General features: G+C 58.8%; 9 protein-coding genes and 10 pseudogenes. 5 read left to right on the forward strand and 14 right to left on the reverse strand.

Annotation, left to right across the window (positions count from 1 at the left end; all coding sequences use genetic code 11):
• Positions 1-29 precede the first annotated feature (29 nt).
• Positions 30-384, forward strand: a pseudogene (locus B4967_RS03550) (SDR family oxidoreductase); the annotation flags it as partial.
• A gap of 112 nt (positions 385-496) precedes the next feature.
• Here the strand turns inward: B4967_RS03550 and B4967_RS03555 are convergent.
• The 4 genes and pseudogenes from B4967_RS03555 to B4967_RS03570 form a co-directional block, all read right to left on the reverse strand.
• Entirely contained in the window at positions 497-796 is a 300-nt protein-coding gene (locus B4967_RS03555; protein WP_083023643.1) for a DUF2335 domain-containing protein, read from the reverse strand.
• Positions 797-1,051: 255 nt separating this feature from the next.
• Positions 1,052-2,371 (reverse strand): annotated as a pseudogene (gene argA, locus B4967_RS03560) (amino-acid N-acetyltransferase).
• A gap of 178 nt (positions 2,372-2,549) precedes the next feature.
• Positions 2,550-3,815: an inorganic phosphate transporter gene (locus tag B4967_RS03565; RefSeq protein ID WP_083023645.1), complete on the reverse strand. Its 1,266-nt coding sequence runs from the start codon at positions 3,813-3,815 to the stop codon at positions 2,550-2,552.
• 9 nt (positions 3,816-3,824) lie between these two features.
• A pseudogene (locus B4967_RS03570) lies at positions 3,825-4,506 on the reverse strand (TIGR00153 family protein).
• 136 nt (positions 4,507-4,642) lie between these two features.
• On the opposite strand from B4967_RS03570, the gene B4967_RS03575 reads away from it, so the two are divergent.
• Both B4967_RS03575 and B4967_RS03580 read left to right on the forward strand, forming a co-directional pair.
• Positions 4,643-5,542, forward strand: coding sequence for a CYTH domain-containing protein (locus tag B4967_RS03575; RefSeq protein WP_083023651.1), 900 nt, complete (start codon positions 4,643-4,645; stop codon positions 5,540-5,542).
• Between the two features lie 42 nt (positions 5,543-5,584).
• Entirely contained in the window at positions 5,585-6,490 is a 906-nt protein-coding gene (locus B4967_RS03580; protein ID WP_083023653.1) for an ion transporter, read from the forward strand.
• 91 nt (positions 6,491-6,581) lie between these two features.
• Here the strand turns inward: B4967_RS03580 and B4967_RS03585 are convergent, their stop codons facing one another.
• Positions 6,582-7,205: an L-threonylcarbamoyladenylate synthase gene (locus B4967_RS03585; protein WP_083023654.1), complete on the reverse strand. Its 624-nt coding sequence runs from the start codon at positions 7,203-7,205 to the stop codon at positions 6,582-6,584.
• 54 nt (positions 7,206-7,259) lie between these two features.
• A pseudogene (locus tag B4967_RS03590) lies at positions 7,260-8,135 on the reverse strand (PHP domain-containing protein).
• A 214-nt stretch (positions 8,136-8,349) separates the two neighbouring features.
• On the opposite strand from B4967_RS03590, the gene B4967_RS03595 reads away from it, so the two are divergent.
• Together B4967_RS03595 and mnmC are read left to right on the forward strand one after the other, a co-directional pair.
• The gene (locus tag B4967_RS03595; RefSeq protein WP_083023656.1) at positions 8,350-8,649 is read left to right on the forward strand and encodes a YciI family protein; all 300 of its coding nucleotides are present in this window, start codon (positions 8,350-8,352) and stop codon (positions 8,647-8,649) included.
• Positions 8,650-8,806: 157 nt separating this feature from the next.
• A pseudogene (mnmC, locus tag B4967_RS03600) lies at positions 8,807-10,847 on the forward strand (bifunctional tRNA (5-methylaminomethyl-2-thiouridine)(34)-methyltransferase MnmC2/FAD-dependent 5-carboxymethylaminomethyl-2-thiouridine(34) oxidoreductase MnmC1).
• On the opposite strand, the gene B4967_RS03605 reads toward mnmC, so the two are convergent.
• The 8 genes and pseudogenes from B4967_RS03605 to B4967_RS03640 form a co-directional block, all read right to left on the reverse strand.
• Complete coding sequence (locus B4967_RS03605; protein WP_083023658.1) at positions 10,841-11,113, reverse strand: YheU family protein; 273 nt, start codon at positions 11,111-11,113, stop codon at positions 10,841-10,843. The pseudogene mnmC and the gene B4967_RS03605 overlap by 7 nt on opposite strands.
• Positions 11,110-13,146 (reverse strand): annotated as a pseudogene (gene ligA / locus B4967_RS03610) (NAD-dependent DNA ligase LigA). The gene B4967_RS03605 and the pseudogene ligA overlap by 4 nt, the downstream one beginning before the upstream one ends.
• 89 nt (positions 13,147-13,235) lie before the next feature.
• Positions 13,236-15,016: pseudogene (locus B4967_RS03615) on the reverse strand (cell division protein ZipA).
• Between the two features lie 621 nt (positions 15,017-15,637).
• Positions 15,638-19,137, reverse strand: a pseudogene (smc, locus tag B4967_RS03620) (chromosome segregation protein SMC).
• A gap of 33 nt (positions 19,138-19,170) precedes the next feature.
• Positions 19,171-20,415 (reverse strand): annotated as a pseudogene (gene ccmI / locus B4967_RS03625) (c-type cytochrome biogenesis protein CcmI).
• Entirely contained in the window at positions 20,412-20,879 is a 468-nt protein-coding gene (locus B4967_RS03630) for a cytochrome c-type biogenesis protein (protein ID WP_083023660.1), read from the reverse strand. Before B4967_RS03630 ends, ccmI begins: the two are co-directional and overlap by 4 nt.
• Entirely contained in the window at positions 20,870-21,397 is a 528-nt protein-coding gene (locus B4967_RS03635; protein ID WP_083023662.1) for a DsbE family thiol:disulfide interchange protein, read from the reverse strand. The genes B4967_RS03630 and B4967_RS03635 overlap by 10 nt, the downstream gene beginning before the upstream one ends.
• Positions 21,394-23,399: pseudogene (locus B4967_RS03640) on the reverse strand (heme lyase CcmF/NrfE family subunit). Before B4967_RS03640 ends, B4967_RS03635 begins: the two are co-directional and overlap by 4 nt.

The following is a 23,399-nucleotide window of genomic DNA, read 5'->3' on the forward strand; positions in this document are numbered from 1 at the left end:
TTGAAACCCTCTGAAAATGGGGGGATTACCAGGGCGATACGATTATTGCCACCTCCTCCATCAACGCGTTCAAGGGCAACGACCCTGATTGATTGCAACGCCACCAAAGGTGCTATTCAGGGCTTGGTACGTTCGTTGGCGATGTCGCTGATGGATCGCGGGATTCGCGTCAACGCCGTGGCCCCAGGCCCCATCTGGACGCCGCTGATTCCAGCAAGCTTCGAGGAAGATAAAGTAGCGGAATTTGGCAACCAAGTGCCCATGAAGCGCCCCGGCCAGCCTAGCGAAATCGGACCGGCGTATGTCTACTTGGCCAGCGAGGAATCGTCTTACATGAGCGGCCAAACCATGCACTTGAACGGCGGTGTGATTCTCAATACCTGAGCAGTCTTCTGGGGCGGCTGTGCCGCCCTACCCATCACACTCTCTCCCTGCTTACACTACTGCTTGGTTACGCACCTTTATAAATACAGTAGCCAAGGCTGTAGGCCATCCATTAGCCGCGCTTGATCTCGCTGATACTGGCATCCTGAGAGCGTATATTTGACTCAGCAATACGAGAGTTGGCGGCGTTTTCTTTGTCTTCTTGCTTGTGGCGATGCGCTTGTTCCTTCTCAGCCATTGCTAAAATACGATCTGCAGCGCCTGGGCTGATGCGCTCGTATTTCTCCATTTCAGCAGAAGGTGGCAAGGGTCCTGAGTAGGTCAATTGTTGAGCAATAATACTTTGAGTGTTATAAGAAGCTGGTGATTGCTGCGATGAATCACGAGTGTGAGAGCTTGGGGAATCGGTCATATTGCTCCATCGCTTTTTGCATATCTTTTCCAACCTTTAGAAAATCGCTTCTCAATGCCTCTGCATCTCACTCATGCGCTACAAATTCAACAGGTTTGAGCGCCTGCCTCTTTTGCGGAAAAATAGTAGTGACACTTGCAATGTGTACAACACTTTTGAGACTCATGGCGACATCTCCTGGTTAGTTTCTTTTACCATAGCGCATACTGTCTCTAGTGAGGTAGTAGATAGCGTGCATGGTGTCAGTTTTTCCCACTACCCCGCCAAATTTTTCACCAACACCTTAGCTTTACGGGCGTGGTTATAGGTTTCGCGTTTTAAAGGCGGCAGGTCTTCAAGGCTTGCGGCGCGGAAGCCGCGCTCTACAAACCAGTGGGCGGTGGGGGTGGTGAGTACAAACATTTCGGAAAGCCCGCGCTGGCGCGCTCGGCGCTCTTTGGGCTTCCACTAGCCGCTCGCCGCGTTCGCCACCCCGGTAGTTGCCGTGAACGGCGACGCAGGCTAGCTCACCTACGGTGGTCTCAGGGAAGACGTGTAGCGCTGCGCAGCCAATTACCATGCCGTCCCGCTCAATCACCATGTAATCATCAATTTCGTGCGCTCTAACCGCTCGCGGGAGCGTGCTACCAGCATACCGCGCCGCTCTAGCGGCTCTAGCAGCTCTAGCAGGCCTGCCACATCGTTCAGCGTGGCGGGGCGCAGCTGTTCGTAGCGGTGCTGGGTAATCATGGTGCCCACGCCGTCACGGGTGAATAGCTCGCCCAGCAGCGCGTCGTGATTGCGCCACGAGAGCAAGTGAGTGCGTGCTACACCCTCACGGGCGGCGGTGCAGGCAGCACTCAAGTGTCGCGCCAATTCGCTACCCGGCGCGGCTTGCTGCAGGCGCGGCTCTGCCTCAAAAGGGGAAAGCTGGCGCAAGAGCGCGCCCTGCTCGTCCTCCAACCCTTCCGACTCGCCCAGTAGAATCAGTTTATCGGCCTTTAGAGCCACGGCGGCGTGCTGGGCCACTTCCGAGGCGTCTAAATCGAACACTTCACCCGTGCTGGAGAAGCCCAGCGGCGGCAGCAGCACTAGCGAGCCTTTTTCCAGCAGACCTTCAATAGCGCTGGCACGCACCCGGCGCACTTCGCCGCTATGGTCAAAATCCACTCCTTCGCGCACACCAAGCGGCTTGGCGGTGACCAAGTTGCCGGAAATCACGCTGAGTTCTACGCCGTGTAGCGGCGTGCTGGGCAGGCCAAGGGAAAGCCGGGCTTCCAGCCATAGCCGCTGGTGCGCCGCTACCTGCTCAACGTGGGCCATCACCGCGCGATCGGCCACCCAGCGGCCATCCACCCGGGTGGGTTCTACGCCAGCGGCAGTCAGTGCCTCATGTACCTGAGGGCGAATGCCGAACACCACTACCAAGCGCACACCTAAGGTGTGCAGCAGCGCTAAATCCTGGATGAGCTGCTCCCCTCGGCCAGACGCCATGGCTTCGCCCTCAATCAAGATGACAAAGGTTCGCCCCCGGTGCGCATTAATGTATGGGGAGGCGTTACGAAACCAATCTACAAAGGGGAAACGAGTGTCCAAGGGCCGCTCTCCGGCAGCAGGTGAATGAAGGTAACGCTGTTTACTTTAACAGAGCACAAAAAACAGCGGCACCTTCTATTGCAAAGATCTTATTCAAAGAGCGTGTGCTAAGAAGGTGCCGCTGTAGGCTTGGCGGTCAGCCGAGCTGTGGCGTGCGGTGCGGAGTTAGCTCCGTCTGTTAACCAAACATGCCTTTAAACATAAAGAAGAACAGAATCGCCAAACCAGCACCAGCAGGCAGCGTAATCAGCCACGACATGGCAATGGTGCCAAACACCCGCGGGTTAAGCGCCGGCATACCACGGGCCAAGCCTACGCCCAGCACCGCGCCGACTAGGGTGTGAGTGGTCGAGATGGGCAGACCAGTGCCCGATGCCAGCACTACAGTGGTAGCCGCCGCCAGGGTGGCCGCAAAACCACGGCTTGGCGTCAGCTCAGTAATGCCGGTACCGACCGTCGCGATGACTTTATGGCCATAGGTAACCAAGCCAACGACGATACCGCCGCCACCTAGTACCAGCACCCACCAGGGCACAAGGGCCGAGCCCTCAATTTCGCCGCCGGTTTGCACCACGCTGATCACCGCTGCCAGCGGGCCAACCGCATTGGCAACATCATTAGAGCCGTGGGCAAAGGCCATGGCACAGGCGGTGAAGATCATTAGTACGCCGAACACTCGCTCCACGTTGGCGTAACCAAAATGGTCGTTAGCGGTCTTTTCGAATTTGATGCGGCGCTGCATCAGCATGCCAATACCCATAATGACCAAGCCGAGCAGGATGGAGAGCAGCAGGCTTTGGTTAAAGGTCAGGTCGAGCCCCACGTGGGAGAGCCCTTTGGTCAGCGTGACCATGGCAACAATAAAGCCCACCAAAAATACATAGCCCGGCACGTAGCGCTTGGCGGCGGTAAACGGGTTATCGTTTTCAAAAATCAGGTGGTGGACCGATTTGAACAGCACAAAGCCGATGGTACCGGCCAGCAGCGGGGAAACGACCCAGCTTGCCGCAATATTTGTAACCGCTCCCCAATCCACGGTAGAAGCCCCCAGGCCTGCCACCGCGAAGCCCACAATCGCGCCCACAATGGAGTGCGTGGTGGAAACGGGCCAGCCTTTCATGGAGGCCACTAGCAGCCAGGTTCCCGCTGCCAGCAGCGCCGCTAACATACCGTACACCAGCAGTTGCGGGACTTCCTGCAGCAACTCCGGGTCGATGATGCCTTTACGAATGGTGTTGGTAACTTCGCCACCGGCCAGCCATGCGCCTAAAAACTCAAAGACAACGGCAATAAGGATCGCCTGCTTGATGGTAATCGCTTTCGACCCCACCGAGGTTCCCATGGCGTTAGCGACATCGTTTGCGCCAACGCCCCATGCCATAAAGAAACCAAATAAACAGGCCAGAATGATAAAAATGTCACCGTGCTGGGCAATAATCTGCATGAGTATCCCTTAGCGTGCGGTCAAAATCTGCAGGCGACTGCCCACGCGTTCAGCGCGATCAGAGACTTCGCCAACCCACTCGATGATCTTGTAGAGGAAGATCACATCCACCGGCGGCAGCTGGCTCTCAAGCTCAAACAGCTGACGACGAATCGCCACCTGCTGGCTGTCGGCCTGGTGCTCAAGGGTGTGGAGTTCGCGGATCATGTTTTGCATGACATCGGAAACGTTGCGACCAAAACCGGATTCCAGCAGGTCTTTCAATTCTTCAAGCGCTTGGCGGGCTTTGGCCCACACAGGCCACACTGGTGCGCATGTAGTCGCGCATCGGTTCGGCCAGCTCATTGGGTACGCGCATTTTACGGCCCAGCATAATGCCGGTAATGTCGCGCACTTTGTTGGCAATCTTGTCCTGAACACTGATCAAATCGAGCAGGTCAGAACGCGATACCGGCAGGAACATGGTGTTAGGCAGGTTCAGCCGCAGTTCTGTTTTCAGGGTGTCGGCGTCGTGCTCTAAGCGCGTGACGTTCTCGCGCAGCTCAGCCGCCGTGTCCCAATCACCGACAAGTGTTGCCTCGAAGAACGGCAACAGTTGGTCGGCACATTCATTGGCCTTGACGATGTGGGCCAGCAGCGGCTGGAATGGCGAGCGGCCAAACATCGCGGACAAAGGGTTGGAGGTTACCATATAGCCTTTAGCCTGTTTTCGGGGAGCCTGGAAATGGCGGGCGCCAGGATAAAGAGTGCGTCCGCCGCCGTCATGAAAAGTTCATAATGTCATCAAAAATTAACCAAAATGTCACAATAGTGAGGTGGCGATTGTCATGAAAAACTCAACCAGTATGCCAGAACCGACCGGGGGAGAGCTAAAACTGGCGCTGCCGCCCACCCAGATCGACGCGCTGTTACACCATCCGGTGCTCGCCAGCACTCCCCCCGTTCAGCAGCAGCTGGCCAACACCTACTTCGATACCCCGGCGGGAGATTTAGCCGCCGCACGAATAGCGGTGCGCCTGCGCCAGCTGGATAGCCAAGTATTGCAGACGGTAAAAACCGCAGGCCAAGGGGGTGGCGGGCTCTCCAGCCGACAGGAGTGGGAGTGGCAAGTTCCTGACCCCAGCTTAGATCAATCCGCCCTGGCCGCCCTGCCGCCCTTTCAAAACGCGTTAGCAGACAAAATTGCGGCCCTGCGCCCGACGCTAAGCACAGACTTCACCCGCCGCAGTTGGCAGCTTGCCTGGCAAGGCAGCAAGATTGAGCTGGTGCTGGATGAGGGCGAGATCGTTTGTGGCAAGGCTCGCGCGCCGATTTGCGAAGTGGAGCTAGAGTTAAAAGCAGGCGACCCTGAGGCGCTATGGTCGCTGGCGGCCGAGCTGGCCAGCCAAGTACCACTGCGCCCCTCCGACAGCAGTAAGGCATCGCGGGGCAATGCGCTGGGCCGCCAGCAGTGGCCGCTGCCTGATGCCCAGCACCCGGCCGAGTGGCTACACCGCGCGACAGTCGCACTCGACGCCTATCACGATAGCGGTGACGCGACGCACTTAATCGCCGCGCAGCAGGCATTGGCAACGCTTGCCCAGCACCCGCAGCTGGATAGCGCCGCACGGGCAGATGCTGAGATGCTGCCTAAGGCATTAGATAGCGCGGGCATGCCCACCAACGCCTACGGCGCGGCTGCGTTAAATTTGGCACGTCGCTTCGCTTATGAAACCGCGCTACGCTAAACACGTTTCAACCACTCATTAAGCCCACCTCAGGATGACGCGATGAGCTTTCCCCTTACTCCCGGCGCCGAAGGATTCCGCGCCCGGCTGTTCCATATTATTTTTGAATCCGATACGTCGGGGGCAAAGGCGTTTGATATTGCGCTAATCGTCGCCATTCTGCTCAGCGTTGCGGTGATTTTGCTCGGTAGCGTTGAGATTTATGCCGAGCGTTATGGGCATATTTTCTTCTACATCGAATGGGCCTTTACACTGCTGTTTAGCCTGGAACTGCTGGTACGGCTTTACTGCCTTGAACGCCCCACGGTGTATTTAAAAAGCTTTTACGGCGTGGTGGATGTGATTGCAATTATCCCCACTTGGCTAGTGCTGCTGGTGCCTGGCGCGCATGCGCTGGTGATGGTGCGGATTTTGCGGGTGTTACGCATCTTCCGCATTTTGCGACTGATGGAGTTTGTGGGGGAAGGCAGGCTGCTGCTGGATGCGCTTAAACGTAGCCTGCGCCAGATTTTGCTATTTTTCAGTAGCATTCTCATGGTAGTCACGCTGTTTGCCGCGCTGATGTACACTATTGAGTCCCCTGAGTCGGGCTTTACCAGCATCCCCATGTCGATATATTGGGCCATCGTGAGCATTACCACCGTCGGGTATGGGGATATTGTGCCCGCCACTTCGCTGGGCAAAGCCATCACAGTGATTCTGATGCTGATTGGCTACTCGATTATTGCCGTGCCCACCGGGGTGTTTTCTGCCCAAGTGATCCGCTCGATTCGTGAAGACCGCTACTCAGAAGAAGCCTGCCCTGGCTGCGGCCACGACCGCCACGAAAAGCGTGCCCGCTACTGCCTACGCTGCGGCACCTGGCTGGATGAAAATAGCGAAGACCCACGCAAGAAAGCGCAGAAGAAAGAGGAAGACAATGGCGATGAGGCTCCTAGCGAGTCGTAGCGGTTGTCACCGCCACTATCTACCAGTGCTCAAACAGGCACTCAAAACACGGGGGCGCTAGGCGCCCCCGTCGTTTCTAGCCTTTCCGGCATCAGTCTTGAAATGGCGTGATGTCTCCGCGCCCTTCCCGCACAATTTTCGGCGGCAGCTCACGCAGGTCAATCACGCTGGTTGGGTCAAGATGGCAGGCGCCGCCATCAATAATCAGATCCAGATGGGCACCAAAGCGGTCACGGATCTCTTCCGGGTCGCTCATCGGCAGCGCTTCGCCTACCGGAATCAGCGTAACGCTCATTAGCGGCTCACCCAGCGCCTCTAGCAGCGCGTGGGTAATGCGGTGATCGGGCACCCGGACACCAATTGAGCGGCGCTTAGGGTGCAGCAGCAAGCGCGGCACTTCGGTAGTGGCATCCAAAATGTAGGCGTAGGGGCCGGGCGTGTGAGCCTTCAGCAGCCTGAACACGGCGTTATCCACTTTAGCGTAAGTGCCAATTTCGGAAAGGTCCGAGCACACCAGGGTAAAGTTGTGCTTGTCATCCAGCGAGCGCAGCCATTTGATCTTCTCAATGGCCTTTTTTTCGCCTAAATGGCAGCCCAGCGCGTAGCCTGAGTCCGTTGGGTAAGCGACTACTCCACCCTTACGAATAATCTCGGTGGCTTGGTCAATCAGCCGCTTTTGCGGGTTTTCCGGATGAATCTGAAAATATTGGCTCATCGCTTACTCCTGCCTGTAGGCATCTATTAGCTAAGGTTTTTAGCGATATCACTTTTAGCTTAGCTGATTCAGCGGCTTAGCACCCAGCATACCGCTCGGGGCATCGCGCAGGTGGGCTAAACGGGGGTGCTGCCAAATAGGCGGCGCGGCGGTACGGGGCACCGGGCTCATGCTGCCAGGCGCTGCATGGCTGCCGGGAAAGTGGAAATCACTGCCCAGCGAAGCGTATAGCTCCCGCTCTACCAACTGGCGCGCTAAATCGCGGGTGGCGTCTGGGTTTTGCTGGCCGCTAACAAGCTCTACGCCCTGCCCGCCTGCGGCCATAAAGGTATCCATCAACAGGCCGCGCTTGCGCCGGGTAAGCCCGTAGCGCAGTGGGTGGGCCAGCACGGCCACACCGCCAGAGGCCACGACCCAGCCCACTGCTTCGCTGATTTCCGGCCAATGGGCTTTAACATCGCCTTTTTTGCCGCTGCCCAGGTAGCGCTTAAACGCGCCAGCCCAATCGGCCACCACACCTTCTGCTACCAACGCTCGGGCAAAATCAGGCCGCCCCAGAGGGCGGTCGCTGCCTGCCTGGGCGCGGGCTTTTTCCAGCGCGTTGGGTAAGCCCATTTTTTCTAAACGCTCGGCGATCACTTCAGCGCGCTTGATACGCGCTTCCCGCTGCTGCTCAAGCCCCTCTATCATCGGCCCCTGCAGCCCGCCGGGCATTAGCGCTACCACGTGAATATTAATCCCCTGCCAGCGGGTGGATAACTCACATCCCGGCACCAGGCAAAGCCCTGCCTTCTGGGCGGCGTGGCTCGCTTCTTCCACGCCATCCATGGTGTCGTGGTCGGTGAGCGCCATGTGAGTAAGCCCACGCCCAGCGCATAGGGTTACCAGATCCGTCGGGGAAAGCGCCCCATCAGAAGCGGTTCAGTGCATGTGCAGGTCAACCGAGTAGCGCTGGTCGGCATCGAACACGGCGGGAAGTTTGAGGCAAGCGCATTAGGAAGTAGTGGCATTAGCATGACGCCGTGGGGGGAGTTTGTCAGAATAGGCGTGTAGAACACGAATAGGCTCGCCATGGTGCGCGCTAACCGGGGTTCGGGCAATGTTATGGCCGATACGTTACCCCTGCCTTCAAGGAGTTATCCCCATGCTTTACGCCATTATCAGTGAAGATGTTGCCAACAGCGTAGAGCGCCGCTTAGCAGCCCGCCCCGACCACTTAGCGCGGCTTGAAGCACTGCGCGATGACGGTCGCCTTGTACTGGCTGGCCCACACCCGGCGATTGATTCTAATGACCCCGGCGAAGCGGGCTTCAGTGGCAGCTTGGTCGTGGCGGAATTCGATAGTTTAGAGGACGCGCAAGCCTGGGCAGATGCCGATCCATACATCATCGCTGGGGTCTATGCCAAGGTAATTGTTAAGCCGTTCAAAAAAGTTTTGCCTTGACCAATAGGGGCGAGTGTGGAGGGTCCGCCCGCTTTTTCACAGAGCCTGTGGAAAACTCTGTGAAAACTCGGCGGACGCTTTTCTATAAGCCAGAGATAGCGCCCCGATTAACAAATTGATCATTTTTTAACCAATTATCGCCACCACGGATGCCCTCGTGACTCAACGCCCTGCTCAATCCCCTAGGGCTCGACCCCCACTTGAGGCGTTAACCGCCCCACAGCTGACGTGGAACGACACTTCTCCCCATTCAGACGCCTTCGACGACGTCTATTTTTCCCGTGAGGATGGGCGTGCAGAAACCGAGCACGTTTTTTTAGGGGCCAACCAGCTTCCCGAGCGCTTTGCAGCGTGGCAGGAAGCGCGGGCCTTTGTGATTGGCGAGACAGGCTTTGGCACCGGGCTAAATATGCTCTGCGCCTGGGCCTGCTTTGAGCAGCACGCCCCAAAAGGCGCACGGCTGCATCTGTTATCCACAGAAAAATTTCCCCTCGACCGGGAAGCGCTTTCCCCGCGCCCTAAGCGCGTGGCCGTCGCTTGCCGGTTATTCACAGGTATTGTGCGCGCTATGGCCGGAAGCGGTAAGCGGCATCCACCGTTTGCACCTAAGCGAGCGCGTCACCCTCGACCTGCACTTTGGCGACACCACCGAACGGCTGAACCTGCTGGAGGGCCAAGTCGATGCCTGGTTTTTAGATGGCTTTGCCCCCTCTAAAAACCCGGATATGTGGCAGCCGGAACTGTTTGAAGCCATGGCGGCCCGTTCCCGCCCTGGCGCCACCTTTGCCACCTTTACCTGTGCGGGCATCGTCAAGCGCGGGCTGAAAGCGGCGGGGTTTTACTGGAAAAAAGGGCCGGGGTTTGGACGTAAACGAGAGATGCTAGCGGGCGGTATAGAAGCACCGCCCACAGATACGCGGCGCAACGCGGCGCCCTGGTTCACGCCCCCTGCCCACCGCGATGCAAAGCACGTGATTGTAATTGGCGCGGGCATGGCGGGCAGCAGCGTAGCGGCAGCGCTGGCTAAGCGCGGCAAGCAAGTCACGGTGATTGAGCGTGACGCCCCTGGCGCGGGCGGCTCCGGCAATCGTCAAGGGGCGCTCTATGTGAAGCTGGCGGTGGAAACCAATCATCAAAGCCGCTTCTATTTAGCGGGGCTGCTGTATAGCCGGCGCTGGTTTGGCCAACTGGCAACGGCTCACCCCCAAGAGCCTCCGCTCTGGCAGCCTTGTGGCGTGTTACAGCTCGCTCTAAGCGATAAAGAGGCGAACCGCCAGCAGCGTTTTCTGGCCAATCATCCGCTGCCGGAATCGGTCGTGTCTGCACAGAGTGATGCGCTGAGCAGCCTAGCTGGCGTGCCGGTCTCTGCGGCCCACGGGCTATTTTATCCCCAGGCGGGTTGGGTTCAGCCCAAAAAACTCTGCGAACAGTTGCTGCAGCACGCCAATATCACTCTTCAACAGGGCGACGCCACCGAGCTAAAGCAAGCCCAGCAAGCCTCCCAAACGGCGCAGTGGCAGGTCACGCTGACCAGCGGTGAAACGCTGCAGGCTGATCATGTGGTCGTGGCTACGGCATCCCTGGCTAACCAGTTTGCGCAAACCGCCGAGCTGCCGTTGCAGCAGGTGCGCGGCCAGGTCAGCGAGCTAACGCTGCCAGCAGGTACGAAGGTGCCCACTAAAGTGGGATGTGCGGGAGGCTATGTATCACCACCGATGGATAACGTACTGACCTTTGGCGCCAGCTTTGTGCCCAATAACGCCACAACGCAAGTGGTCGAGGAAGAGCACCAGCGCAATATTGATGAGCTACGCCAAGCGCTGCCAGAGTGGGTGGCTGCGTTTGAAGCATCCGGCGTTTCGTTAAGCCCAGAGGCACTGGAAGGCCGGGCAGCGGTGCGAGCCGCCAGCCCCGATAAAACCCCTTACGCTGGTCCAGTGCCCAACGCGACGGCATGGCAGCGGGATTACGCAGTGCTGCGTAAAGATGCTTCTAAAGTGCTTACTATTACCGGCGAGCACTACCCCGGGCTGTGGATCTCCACCGCCCACGGCTCACGAGGGCTTGCCAGCGCGCCGCTGTGTGCGGAGGTTATCGCATCGCGCATTTGCGATGAGCCGCTACCGCTTGAGCAGCCGCTTATTGATCATCTGCACCCAGGGCGGCGGGTGATTAGCGCGCTGGTACGGGCTCAGTAGTCGCCCTCTTCTTCGTCATCCGCCAACTCTCGCCCAAAGGAGCGCCATTGGGCGAGGGTCATCACTTCGGTCATCTCAAGCTCTAGATCATGAGCAATGATCAGCTCGTGACGATCCAACTGCTGTCTGAGCTCGGCCACCCAGCCGCTCATGCCTTCGCCGGCGTCGGTGGTGTCGTAGCCTTGCCGGGTAACAAACGCTTCCAGCAGCGCGGTTAATGTTTCTGGCGGCAGCATCCGCGCGGGCACTTCGATAAATCGGCTCATTCACTTTGCTCCCAAGCGGCTAAACGCTCAATAAAGGTGGCTTCGTCGATCACTTCAACCCCCAACTGCTCGGCTTTGGTGAGCTTACTGCCTGCAGCTTCGCCCGCCACTAGGCAAGTCGTTTTTTTAGAGACGCTGCCCGCTACCTTGGCCCCCAGCGCCTGAAGCCGCGCCTTGCCTTCGTCACGGGTCATGCTCTCCATGGCACCGGTCAGCACCCAGGTTTGGCCCTCTAGCGGCGTGGGGCCTTGGGTGACTTCTGACTCTTGCCAAGTAATGCCCGCCTCAATCAGCGCTTGGAGTGTTTCCAGGTTATGGGGCTGGCGAAAAAACGTGTGGATATGCTTGGCGACAATGGGGCCTACGTCATTCACCGCTTCCAGCGCCGCTTGATCGGCGTCTTGCAGCGCTTGCAGCGTGCCGAAATGGTTGGCGACGTTAGCGGCCGTGGCTTCGCCCACCTCACGAATGCCCAGCGCGTAGATAAACCGCGCCAGCGTGGTCTGTTTGGCTTTTTCCAGGGCGTTAACCAAATTCGTCGCTGACTTTTCACCCATACGCGGCAGGCTCTTTAGCTGCTCTACGCTGAGATGGAAGAGATCGGCAGGCGTTTCACCCACTCCTGATCCACCCACTGTTCAATCAGCTTCTCGCCCAGGCCGTCGATATCCAGCGCTTTACGGCTGGCAAAGTGTTTCAGCGCCTCTTTACGCCGGGCACCGCAGTAAAGCCCACCAGACCAGCGTGCCACCGCCTCGCCTTCCAGGCGCTCGATATCCGAGCCGCACACGGGGCAGTGGTCGGGGAAGGTAATCACACGGGCATCCGCCGGGCGCTTCTCTTCCTCCACTGGAACCACATTGTGGAATCACATCCCCTGCGCGGCGAATGGCTACCGTATCGCCAATCATCACGCCCAAGCGAGTAATTTCATCGGCGTTATGCAGCGTGGCGTTAGAGACGGTCACTCCTGCGACGGTGACCGGCGCAAGGGGCGCCACTGGCGTAATCGCTCCAGTACGGCCTACCTGAAACTCCACATCGTTGAGGGTCGTGACTTCTTCTTGAGCGGGGAATTTAAACGCCACCGCCCAGCGGGGTGCACGGGCCACAAATCCCAGCTCCCGCTGGTCGCGCAGGTCGTTGACCTTAATCACCACGCCATCAATGTCATAGCCAAGCTGGTCGCGTTTAGCGCCTAGCTGCTCGCAGTAGTCGGCTACCGCGTCGGGGCCGTACATCGTGGTTAACTCTGCACTAGTGCGAAAGCCCAGGGTGGACAGCCGTGCCATCAGCGCACTGTGGGTGGCATCGCCCAAGTCTGGCTCCAAGCGTGCTGCTTGGTAGGCGTGGAACTCCAACGGGCGGGTCGCCGTAATGCGCGGGTCGAGCTGGCGCAGGCTGCCAGCCGCAGCGTTGCGCGGGTTGGCAAATACTTTGCTGCCCTCTTCTCTGGCGCGCTCGTTGAGCGCTTCAAAGCCGGAGTGGCGCATAATAACTTCGCCGCGCACTTCGACCAACTCAGGCACGCTTTTGCCCATGAGCTTAAGCGGCACCGAGCGCAAGGTACGCAGGTTAGAGGTAATGCCTTCCCCCGTGCGGCCATCCCCACGGGTCGCACCGCTGACCAACACGCCCTGCTCATACACCAGCGATACCGCCGCGCCATCCAGCTTCGGCTCGCAGCTAAACTCAATCTCTTCTGCCTGACACTCCAAGCGTTCCGCCACGCGTTCGGCAAAGGCCACAATATCGTCACGACTAAAGGCATTATCCAGCGAGAGCATCGGAATGGCATGGGCAACCTCGGGAAAGCCCTCTGCCGGAGCGGCGCCGACTCGCTGAGTGGGCGAGTCGGGGGAAATCAACTCGGGGTGCTCGCCCTCTAACTGCTTTAAGCGCTGCAACTTACGGTCGTAGTCAGCGTCGGTTAACGTTGGCTCGTCTAGCACGTAGTAGCGGTAGTTGGCGGCATCCAGATCAGCACGCAGTTGGCTGATCTCTTCCAGCAGGGTGGGGTCAGGCTGACTCATTCAGAGGTTCCGAAGACAAATAAAACAGGTAATTAGTAACAAAAACACCCGCCTTCTTGGGGAAGGCGGGTGTTCGCGCAACGCGGCGTTTAGCGAGCCTGCATATGGCGGTGCAGGCGGTGGCGACGCTCAAATTCATGAACACGCTGCCGCGCAAACTCGATGGTTTGCGCCGTCATCACGCTGCGGTTTTCATTTTAAACTCGCCGCCCATGTGGCGTACCACCACCATGGCCGTTTCGACCATTGCTTCAAAAGCAGCCGAGCTATCTACTGCACCGGGCAGCGGCATTAAGAAAGTGATCCCAGGTGTTACAAACTCATCCATCTCTTCAATGGGGAAAGTGCCGGGTTTGAGCACGTTCACCATCGAGAACTGCAGCTCGCTATTGGGGCTTTCCGTTTCAAAGCGATTGAAGACGCCCATCGTGCGGCAATAGCGCAACCCACAGGCCATCATTAATTCAAGCAACTTGTCGCCATCAAAACCTTCGGGATCACGCGACAGCACGCTAATGACTACCAACTCGTCAGCATTGGCAAGCGTCTCTTTAGCGTGCTCGCCGTTCACGTCATGACGCAGAGCTTTTTCCAACGTAGGGTGCGCGCGCACAACATTGTCTTGGGCTGCATAAGCGTCATCGTACTCGTCATCAACGCTCTGGTAATGATCTTCATAGCGGCTAGCGCTGTTTGCGTAGCGCTCTAATTCAGGCTCGGCATGCGCCTGCTGCACGGCGTCGCGTTGGGCGGCAGCTTCATTAGCTGCAGCGGCTTCGCGAGCTTGAGCTTTTTCTTGAGCAATACGCGCTTTTTCCGCTTCAGCGGCCTGCTTCGCTTCACGGCGCTGCTCGGCTTCCAGCGCTTTACGTTCGGCTTTCTGTTTGGCTAAAGCTTCAGCACGCTTGGCTTTTTCAGCTTTTTTAATGGCCTTCTCTTTACGGCGCTCAATAATACGCCGCTTGAAGGAACGGCCAATGCCTTCAAAGTCGACCAGTCGGTACTCGTCAATTTCGTCGTCATCTAATTCGTGATCGCCCGCCGTGTCGGCGCGCAACTGGCGGCGCTTGGGTGCGTCGGAAGCGTGCTTGGCAAATACCGCATCTTCAGGCTCGGCGCGAAGCACCGGCTCGGGCTCAGGAGTAATATCTGGCTCAGCGGCCGCTGGCTCTTCAGGAGCTCGGTTGCTTTCCAGCTCAGAATGGGGCTCTGGTGTATGAGAGGCGTTTAGCTCAGCGGTGTTCGGCTGTTCGCTAGGTGCTTCATCAGTGGCGGAGAACGACGCAGGTGCTGTACCTGTTTGCTGAGACTGGGGTGCTTCGTCTTCCATGGCACTCATGGACGGCTCCGGGGTCGCTGGCTGGGGGGCCTCTGCTTTCGGGGCCTCTTCACGAGCTGTAAAGACACTTGGCTCACGACGTGGCGGTTCTCGCATTTCGTTTCTGGTTTCAGCAGACGCATCAGCTGTTGCTGACACATTAACAGTAGCTGCCTGGACAGCCGGCTCCGCCTTGTTAGGTTTCACTGCTGCAGGTTTTGGCTTTCCTGAGGATTTGGTAAACGAGCGACGGAAATCAGACAGCACCCTAGAAGGCCCTGGATGCTCTTGGCGCTCTAGCTTGGGTTTTTGACCCAGCCCGCTGTAGTCAGCAGCCTTAACGACCCGGGCACCGCCGTTAGGCAGTTCCCAATTGATCTCGGCCTCTTTCGCCTCGTCGTCGAACTCTTCTAGCTTGGCGGTGGGTAAATCCTTTACCGCTTGATCTAGCCGGGGTACACGACGCTGACGCTGGAGCCTTCGCACACCGTCAACAACGATAAGCGACACCAACGCCAATCCTAGAATGATTAACCACTCTCTTAATTCCATGTCGAGCATTCCATGGGTCATCTAACCGGTTACTTAGGCGCAGTACTAATGGCTACACCCCAATATGGGAACCTTCTGATAAAACGGTATTTACCACTAAGCATAGCGCGGTTGATACGAATGGGACCACTTTCTACTAATTTTCACACGTTTCAACTGCTATATGCGATTTTTAGGCAGTTTTTCCGACCTTAACATCCAACAAAAGTGCTATTTCTGTTTTGCATTATCTCATGCGTGCGTACTCTCGTGACCGCACCACCACACAGCTACCTGCTTAAATCACTCTATTTAAACGTTATGCTAGTGAAAGTTTTACACTCCCGCTAGTTTCTTCTACCGCTTGTTGGCATGAGGGCTACTCATCCGTGGCAGATGTACCTGCACTAGCTGTGTCACGAGACTCTGTTCGAACAATCTCCTACACAACCAGCCCGACCTTTCAACCCGCTGTTATACAAGCTATTGCGGCTACCCACTGTCATGGCTATGCATCATGGTAGTACCAAGGGGGCAAGCTGGATATACCGCTTGTCCGCCAAATAAGGAAATACCTTGAAAGCCGTTTCGCTTTGCCTTTTGTTATCCATAAGCCGAGCGCATCGCACGACGATGAGACGGTTAGTCCACCAGTTCAGCGGCCTCATCAATACCCACGGAAACCAAACGCGAAACGCCGGGCTCCTGCATGGTGACCCCCATCAGGCGCTCGGCGGCTTCCATGGCAATCTTGTTGTGGGTGATATAGATGAACTGCACGCTTTCGGACATCTCTTTCACCAGCTTGGCGTAGCGGCCAACGTTGGCGTCATCCAGCGGAGCGTCGACCTCATCCAGCATACAGAACGGGGCCGGGTTGAGCTGGAAAATGGCAAAGACCAGCGACAGCGCAGTCAGCGCTTTTTCCCCACCGGACAGCAGGTGAATCGTGCTGTTCTTCTTACCCGGCGGTCGGGCCATGATGGCCACGCCGGTTTCCAACAGGTCATCACCGGTCAGCGTCAGCCACGCCGCCCCATCGCCAAACACACGGGGAAAGAGCGTTTGCAGGCCATTATTGACCTGATCGAACGTCTCTCGGAAACGGACGCGGGTTTCTTGGTCAATCCGCTTAATGGCACGCTCCAGCGTTTCGAGGGCTTCGGTAAGCTCGGCGTGCTGGGCTTCGAGGTAGTTACGCCGCTCGGCCTGCTGATCATACTCCTCAATGGCCGCAAGGTTGATCGCCCCCAGGCGGCGGATTTTTTCCGAGGTACTTTCCAAGCGCTCTTGCCAAGCAGGTTCGCTGGCATCGCTGGCGAGCGTACTGGCGAGCGCATCGGCATCGTGGCCTAGTTCTGCTAACTGCTCATCCTGGGTCGCCGCTTTGAGCGCCAGCGCCTGCACGTCCATGCGGCGCTGCTGGAGCTGTTCGCGGCTCTGTTCCAGATTACGCTCATGCTGCTGGCGGGCTAACTCATCGTTGCGCAGCTGCTCGGCCAGCGCTTGGGCCTGCTGGCGCGTTTCGTTGAGCCGCCGTTCCTGCTGTTCGCGCTGGTGGAGCAGCTCTTCAAGCTCCTCTGCGGCCAGCTCGTCGGGCTCGACCAGCATTTCACGGGACTCTTCCAGCTCGGCAATACGCAGTGAGAGGCGCTCTTCGGTATCGCTTGAGCGGGACTGCTGCGCACGCAGGCTGTCGCGTTCGGCTTTTAAGCGCTCACGTTCCAAGGCCAGCGCCTGCTGCCGCGCTTTGAGCGGGGCATGCTGTTGGTTGAGCTGCTCGCGCTGCTCACGCTGGCGGTGGCGCTGTTCGGCGCTGGTTTCGCGGGCTTCTGCGGCGGTTTCCAGTTGCTCCATGGCCGTGTGCCAACGAGCGCGCTGCTCTTCTAAAGTAAGCGTTAACTCCCCCTCATCTTCTTGCAGTTGCGCCAGTTCGTCGTCCAGCTCCGTGGCGCGGCTGGAGAGATGCTCAAGGCATTGGGCAAGCCGCTGCTCTTGCACCGCTAGCTGTTGGCGGGTGGCCGCGTGGTCGCGCTCCTGGTCCGCCTGCTGCTCACGAGTCAGTTCTAACGTTTCAATCGTCTCGTTGGCGGCTTCGCACTGTTCATCCAAGAGTGCCAGCGCCTCTTCTGCCCGCTCACGCTCTGCGGCCAGCTCCTCAAAGCGGCGACGCGTCACTAATAGCGCATCGACACCCTCGCCGTTCGATTGCTGGTGCAGCCAGCCGCGACCGCGCCATACGCCGTCTTGACTGACCACACTCTCACCGGGAGCTAGCGTAGGCAGCAGCGCTTCGGCCGCCTCGGCGGTATCCACATAGTGAATACTTGCTAACCACTCCGTTAGCGCGCCCGCGCCTTTCACCAAATCGCTGAGGCGATGGCCTGCGCCTGCCGTGGCTGTGGAAGGCGGCGCTTGATCAATCAAGCACCACTCCGTCGCCAGCGCTTCGGGCAGCGCGTTTAGCTGATGGGCGGCTACCAGTCGGGCGTTTAACCAAGGGGCGAGTAGCCAGGAAATAACCCGCTCCCAGCCTTGGCTGACCGAAATGGCTTCACCCAAGCGGGGTGCATCGGCGAGGCCATGAGCGGCCAGCGTTTCGCTTAGCTGAGGGTCGTGGTCGGCCAGAGCGGCATCCATCAGCGCCTGCAGCGAGGCAAGTTCGCCCTGCTGCTGGCTAAGCGCAGCGCGCTGCTCATCACGCCCTGCCACCGCTTGCTGGTAGGCGCTTTTGGCATCGCTGTAGCGCTGCTGCCACTGTTCACGCTCCACTTGGAAGGCATCGGCACGTTGGTCGGCTTCTTCCAGGCGGGCTTGGTAGTCGGCGTGCTCGTTTTGTAGCGCGGTCATGTCGGCCAGCTCGCCGCGCTGCTGGCGGCGGCGCTGCCCTTCTGCCTGCAGGCGGGCAATACGCTGCTCTAAATCACGCAGTTGGTCTTGGCTACGGTCGGCATCGCGGCTGGCCTCGCGCCAGCGGTTTTCGGCGTCGGCCCACTGCTGTTCGGCGGCTTCCAGCGCTGGCGTTGCTTCGGCCAGGGGTTGCTCGAGCATGTCGAGCTGCTCTTCCAGCGCTTCATGCTCGGGCAGCAGCTCCTCAAAGCGCTCGTCGATCACCGCGAGCCGCTCCTGGTCGCCCTCGCTGACCTGGCGCTGCTCGTCGAGATCCCGGCGCGCGGTGGCAATATCGTTGGCCAGTTGCGCTTCGCGGCTGCGGCGGTGGGCCTGGTCTTGCTCTAAGCGGGCAATGCGCGTGGTGGTTTCATAAAACTGCTGCTGGTGGCGGTCCAGCACTTCGGCCAGCTCGTCGTGCTGTTCCCGGGCCTGCTCCAGGCGGGGTTTGCACTGGCGCACGCCCAACACATCTTTTTCGACGGCAATTTCCAGCTCGCGGACGCGGCTCTCTTGTGAGACTGTTCGGCCCGCAGGGTGCGGCCACGCAGCAGCGCCAGCTCGCCTTTTAAGCGATACTCCTGCTGTTTGAGCTCTTGGTAATGCTTGGCGGCTTCCGCTTGGCGCTTGAGGCGTTCGAGCTGTTTATCCAGCTCTTCGCGAATGTCGTCCAGGCGCTCCAGGTTCTCCTGGGTGCGCCGCATGCGGTTTTCGGTTTCCCGACGGCGCTCTTTGTACTTGGAGATCCCCGCGGCTTCTTCGAGGGTGGCGCGAAGGTCATCCGGGCGCGCTTCGATCAGCCGCGAGATCATGCCCTGGCCGATAATGGCGTAGGAGCGCGGGCCTAGGCCGGTCCCCATGAACAGGTCGGCGATATCCCGGCGGCGGCACTTCTGGCCGTTGAAGAAGTAGTTGGACTGGCCATCCCGGGTCACCAGGCGTTTAACGGCAATTTCTGAGTACTGGGCGTATAAACCGCCCATACCGCCATCGCGGTTATCGAACTTCAGCTCGATAGATGCCTGCCCTACCGGCTTGCGCCCGGTAGAGCCGTTGAAAATAACGTCGGCCATGGATTCGCCGCGCAGGGTTTTGGCGGAGGACTCCCCCATCACCCCGCGCACGGCGTCGATAATATTGGATTTACCGCAGCCGTTCGGCCCGACGATGGCCGTCATATTGCCATCGAAGGGCACGGTGACCGGATCGACAAAGGACTTGAACCCAACGAGACGAATAGAGGTTAAGCGCATTGCGACCCTTGGCAGAAGTTGCTTTCGTGGGTTTTATTCAAAAACACGGTTAATAACGACATTGGCCGCATCGTCTTCGCTGATAGCACCTACGCTAACGCTCTCCAAATCGCCAAACAGATCGCCCGGCGGCGGCGTGGCCTGCCCAGATTCTGAGACACGCACCACCAAGCGTGCTTCGCGCACCTGGGAGATTTGCGCTTGCGGCGACATGGCGGCGGTATCGTCCAGCACGACGGTCATCGGCCGCTCAGAAACCTGCGTACGTATCACCGCCAGCGGCGGCAGCTCGCCCTCGATATCCCGCGCGGAGATGAACCCCGTGGCGTCGTCACTGACGTTGTCTACCAGCGCTTCATCCAAGGAAACGTTTACCCTCACCCCTTGGCCCTGCGCCGCTGCAGGCGCCTCAGGCGTTACGCCCATGCGCTCTTGGGCAACGCGAATGCCATCACGCAGCGACTCAGCCGTTTCCGGATCTTCGATGTTAGCAACAGCGCGACGGCCAGCGGTCAATGGCCGTTTCATAGTCCCCGTTATCGAAGGCGTAGATGCCCAACAGCCCCAGCACGGTGGGCTGGCGGGGGTCTAACTCTAGCGTTTCATCCACTAACGCTTGAACATCAGGGGTTAGTTCACGCTCAGCCATAAAGAAGCGTAGCTGCGCCAGCTGGGCGAGCAGCGGTGGAATACGCCCTTCAATGGCAATCAAACGCTCCAGGGCATCGGCGGCTTTTTCGGGCTGGCCGGTATCGCGGTAGAGCGGAAACAGTGAACTCCACACGTTGGGGTTGTTGGGCTGACGCTCGGCCTCGGCCTCCATGCGCTCCAGAAACATAGCCATCGAGCCTTCCGGGTCGTTGCGAACTTCCTCTTGGATGGCGTATAGCGCGTCAGGTCGCCTTCTGCCCCATTCTGCTGGTACCAGAAGGTGCTGGCTCCCACCACGGCAACCATGACCAGCGGCACCACCAGTCGTCCAGCGGTCACGGTTTTCAGCGGACGCTTAGTTTGGTGGGCCGTGTCTTCCGGCAGGCTGCGCTCTAGCTCTAAACGGTCTTCGTTAAAGCGAGCGTCGTCAATATCGCCACGCTCGCGAGCCGCCTCCAACGAGGCCAAGCGGCGTTGGAAAATCGCCACGTTCTGTTCGGCCGAAGTGTCATTGGCTTCGAAATGGTCAAGCTGGTCACGCAGGGTACTAGCACCGCGCATGGGGGCAATTAATAGCCACAGCGCAGGCAGTAACAGTAAGGCAATCGCTATCCAGAGCGGTGTCATGAAGACCTCTCGCGGTTAATCAGGGCATCTAGGCGGGCGCGCTCTTCGGCGCTCAACGCTTTCGCAGATGCATTGCGGCGGGCGCGTACCATCAGCACGACGACCAGCATGCCTAGCACCACTAACCCGATCGGTAGCCCCCACAGCAGGGAGGTGCGGTTTTCCAGGCGCGGGGTGTAGAGGATGTACTCCCCAAAGCGCTGCACCATGTGGTTGATGATTTCGATATCCGACTGACCGTCTTGAAGCAGCTGATAGACCCGCTCGCGCATATCACCAGAGATCGGCGCGTCCGAGTCATCGATCGCCTGGTTTTCGCATAGCGGGCAGCGCATGGAGGAGGTATGATCACGGTAGCGCTGCTCCATCACCGGGTCGTCAAACTCGCGGAGTTCAATGCCTGCCGCGACAACGCTGCCCGCCAGCGTTAGCAGGACAGCAGCGAACAAACGCATTAACGCCATTTTTCCACCTCCGGCAGGATGCGCTCGCGAACGTCTTCAGGTGATACGTAGCCTTTATGGTGGTAACGAATGACACCGTCGGCATCTACCAAAAACGTTTCCGGCGCGCCGTAAACGCCGAGATCGAAGCCCATGCTGCCTTCGGGGTCGAAGACGTTCACTTCAAAGGGGTCGCCAAACTCGCTTAAAAACTCCAGGCCTTTCTCGCGGGTATCTCGGTAGTTGATGCCCACCATACGGATGCCGTTATCAGCGAGTTCTAACAGCTGCGGCATTTCCTGCTTGCAGGCGGGGCACCATTCGCCCCATACGTTGACGAGCGTGACCTCACCCGTCAGCAGCGATTGGTCCCCCTGACGGTTGGCATCCCGCAACGTGGAGGCTTCGAACGCAGGAAAATCCCGCGCCATCAGCGCTGAGTCTCGCTGTGAAGGGTCACGCCCCAACCCTTGATAGAGAAACAGCGCGATGCCCACAAAACCGATGGGTAAAAGAAGCAGCAGCAGGCGGCGTGTCATACCGTGGCCTCCTGTGACGGAGATTGATCAATACGTGAAGATGCCGGTTGGCGCGCAGCTGCGCCGCGGTAGCGCTTATCCGCTACCCCAAGATGCCGCCGAAGGCCATGAGCAGGCCGCCTAACCACAGCCAGCGCACAAACGGCTTGTACTGGACGCGCATGGCATAGCTGCCGTCGCCCAGGTCTTCACCCATGGCCACGTAGAGGTCGCGGAACAGGCCGGGGCGCAGCGCCACCTGGGTCATGGGCATGCCGGTGGCGAGATAGAGGCGCTTCTCAGGGCGCATCGAAAAGCTGCGCCCTTCTTCCCCGCGCTGTAACTGAATAATCGAGGTATCAGCAAGGAAGTTCGGGCCGCGTCGGTTGGGGAGTTCCGTCATAGTGAACTGGTAGCCCGCCACTTCCACGGTGGAGCCGGGCGACATGCGTACGTTACGTTCGATGTTGTAGTTCGAAACGACGGCAACGCCCACGATGGTCACCGCAATGCCCACGTGGCCCAGCACCATTCCCCAGTAAGAGAGCGAGAGCTTGCGCAGCCCGGCGACAAACGAGCTGGCATGGCGGGTCTTATCAAACAGGGCGCGCGCCATCGGCCAGACGATCCACAGCGCAGAAATAATGCCCAGCGACACCCACAGGTTCCACTCGCCGCCGTAGATCAACGGCATGGCCACACCCAGCACGATGGCAGCTGCCGCCGCGAGACCTAGCTTCCGCCACAGCTCACGACCACTCATGCTTTTCCAACGCGCCACCGGCCCCAAGCCCATGAAGACACACATCACCACGGTGAGCGGCACAAAGAGCGCATTGAAGTAAGGCGGGCCTACGCTGATTTTACCCAACCCCAAAGAGTCCAGAATCAGCGGGTACACCGTGCCCAAGAGCACCGTGACGGTCATAATGACCAAAATGATGTTGTTGATCAGCAGCAGCGAATCCCGCGAGAGCCAGTTAAAACCGACCTTATGGCTCACCCGCGGCGCGCGCAGGGCAAACACCAGCAGTGATAGCGTGACGGTAATCGCCAGCAGCATCAAAATGAAGAAGCCACGGGAGGGGTCGTTGGCAAAGGCATGGACCGAGGTCAGTACGCCCGAGCGCACCAAGAAGGTGCCCATCAGCGACAGCGAGAACGTCGAGATCGCCAGCAGCACCGTCCAGCTCTTGAACGAGCCACGTTTTTCGGTCACCGCCAGCGAGTGAACAAGCGCCGTGCCCGTTAGCCAGGGCAGCAGCGAGGCGTTCTCTACCGGATCCCAGAACCACCAGCCGCCCCAACCAAGCTCGTAGTAGGCCCACCAGCTGCCGAGTGCGATCCCCACGGTGAGAAACGCCCAGGCCACGTTGGTCCAGGGGCGAGCCCAACGGGTCCAGGCGGCGTCCAAGCGCCCGCCCAGCAGAGCGGCAATCGCGAAAGCAAACACCACCGAAAAGCCCACATAACCCATGTAGAGCATCGGCGGGTGAACCACCAAGCCAAAATCCTGCAGCAGTGGGTTCAGGTCCGCGCCATCCTGCGGCATGTTGGGTAGCAGGCGTTCAAAGGGGTTGGAGGTCACGAGAATGAAGAGCAGAAAGCCCACACACACCATGCCCATCACGCCCTGCACCCTGGCCACCATGTCGCGGGGCAAGTCGCCCGAGAAGACCGACGCCGCATAACCCCAGCCCGCTAGCATCAGGCTCCACAGCAGCACCGAGCCTTCATGGTTACCCCACACCGCGCTGAACTTGTAGTACCAGGGCAGCAACGAGTTGGAGTTATTAGCCACGTTGGCGACACTGAAATCATCCAGCATATAGCTGGCGGTTAAACAGAGGTAGGCAATGGCGACGAACAGGAATTGACCGGTAGCCATGGGACGGCCATAGGCCATCCATAGCGGGCGACGGGTCGCTGCCCCAGCAAGCGGCATCACTGCCTGCACCACCGCCATTAATAGCGCGATGACCATTGCAAAGTGGCCAATTTCAGGAATGATCTTAATTAACAT

The organism is Vreelandella lionensis (genome assembly GCF_002087295.1).
GTDB lineage: Bacteria > Pseudomonadota > Gammaproteobacteria > Pseudomonadales > Halomonadaceae > Vreelandella > Vreelandella lionensis.

Excerpts from the sequence above, each read along its gene's own strand:
- B4967_RS03605 (WP_083023658.1), bottom strand. The coding sequence starts at position 11,113 with ATGAGCCGATTTATCGAAGTGCCCGCGCGGATGCTGCCGCCAGAAACA.
- B4967_RS03555 (WP_083023643.1), bottom strand. The coding sequence starts at position 796 with ATGACCGATTCCCCAAGCTCTCACACTCGTGATTCATCGCAGCAATCA.
- B4967_RS03575 (WP_083023651.1), top strand. The coding sequence starts at position 4,643 with ATGAAAAACTCAACCAGTATGCCAGAACCGACCGGGGGAGAGCTAAAA.
- B4967_RS03630 (WP_083023660.1), bottom strand. The coding sequence starts at position 20,879 with ATGGCGTTAATGCGTTTGTTCGCTGCTGTCCTGCTAACGCTGGCGGGC.
- B4967_RS03580 (WP_083023653.1), top strand. The coding sequence starts at position 5,585 with ATGAGCTTTCCCCTTACTCCCGGCGCCGAAGGATTCCGCGCCCGGCTG.
- B4967_RS03595 (WP_083023656.1), top strand. The coding sequence starts at position 8,350 with ATGCTTTACGCCATTATCAGTGAAGATGTTGCCAACAGCGTAGAGCGC.
- B4967_RS03585 (WP_083023654.1), bottom strand. The coding sequence starts at position 7,205 with ATGAGCCAATATTTTCAGATTCATCCGGAAAACCCGCAAAAGCGGCTG.
- B4967_RS03635 (WP_083023662.1), bottom strand. The coding sequence starts at position 21,397 with ATGACACGCCGCCTGCTGCTGCTTCTTTTACCCATCGGTTTTGTGGGC.
- B4967_RS03565 (WP_083023645.1), bottom strand. The coding sequence starts at position 3,815 with ATGCAGATTATTGCCCAGCACGGTGACATTTTTATCATTCTGGCCTGT.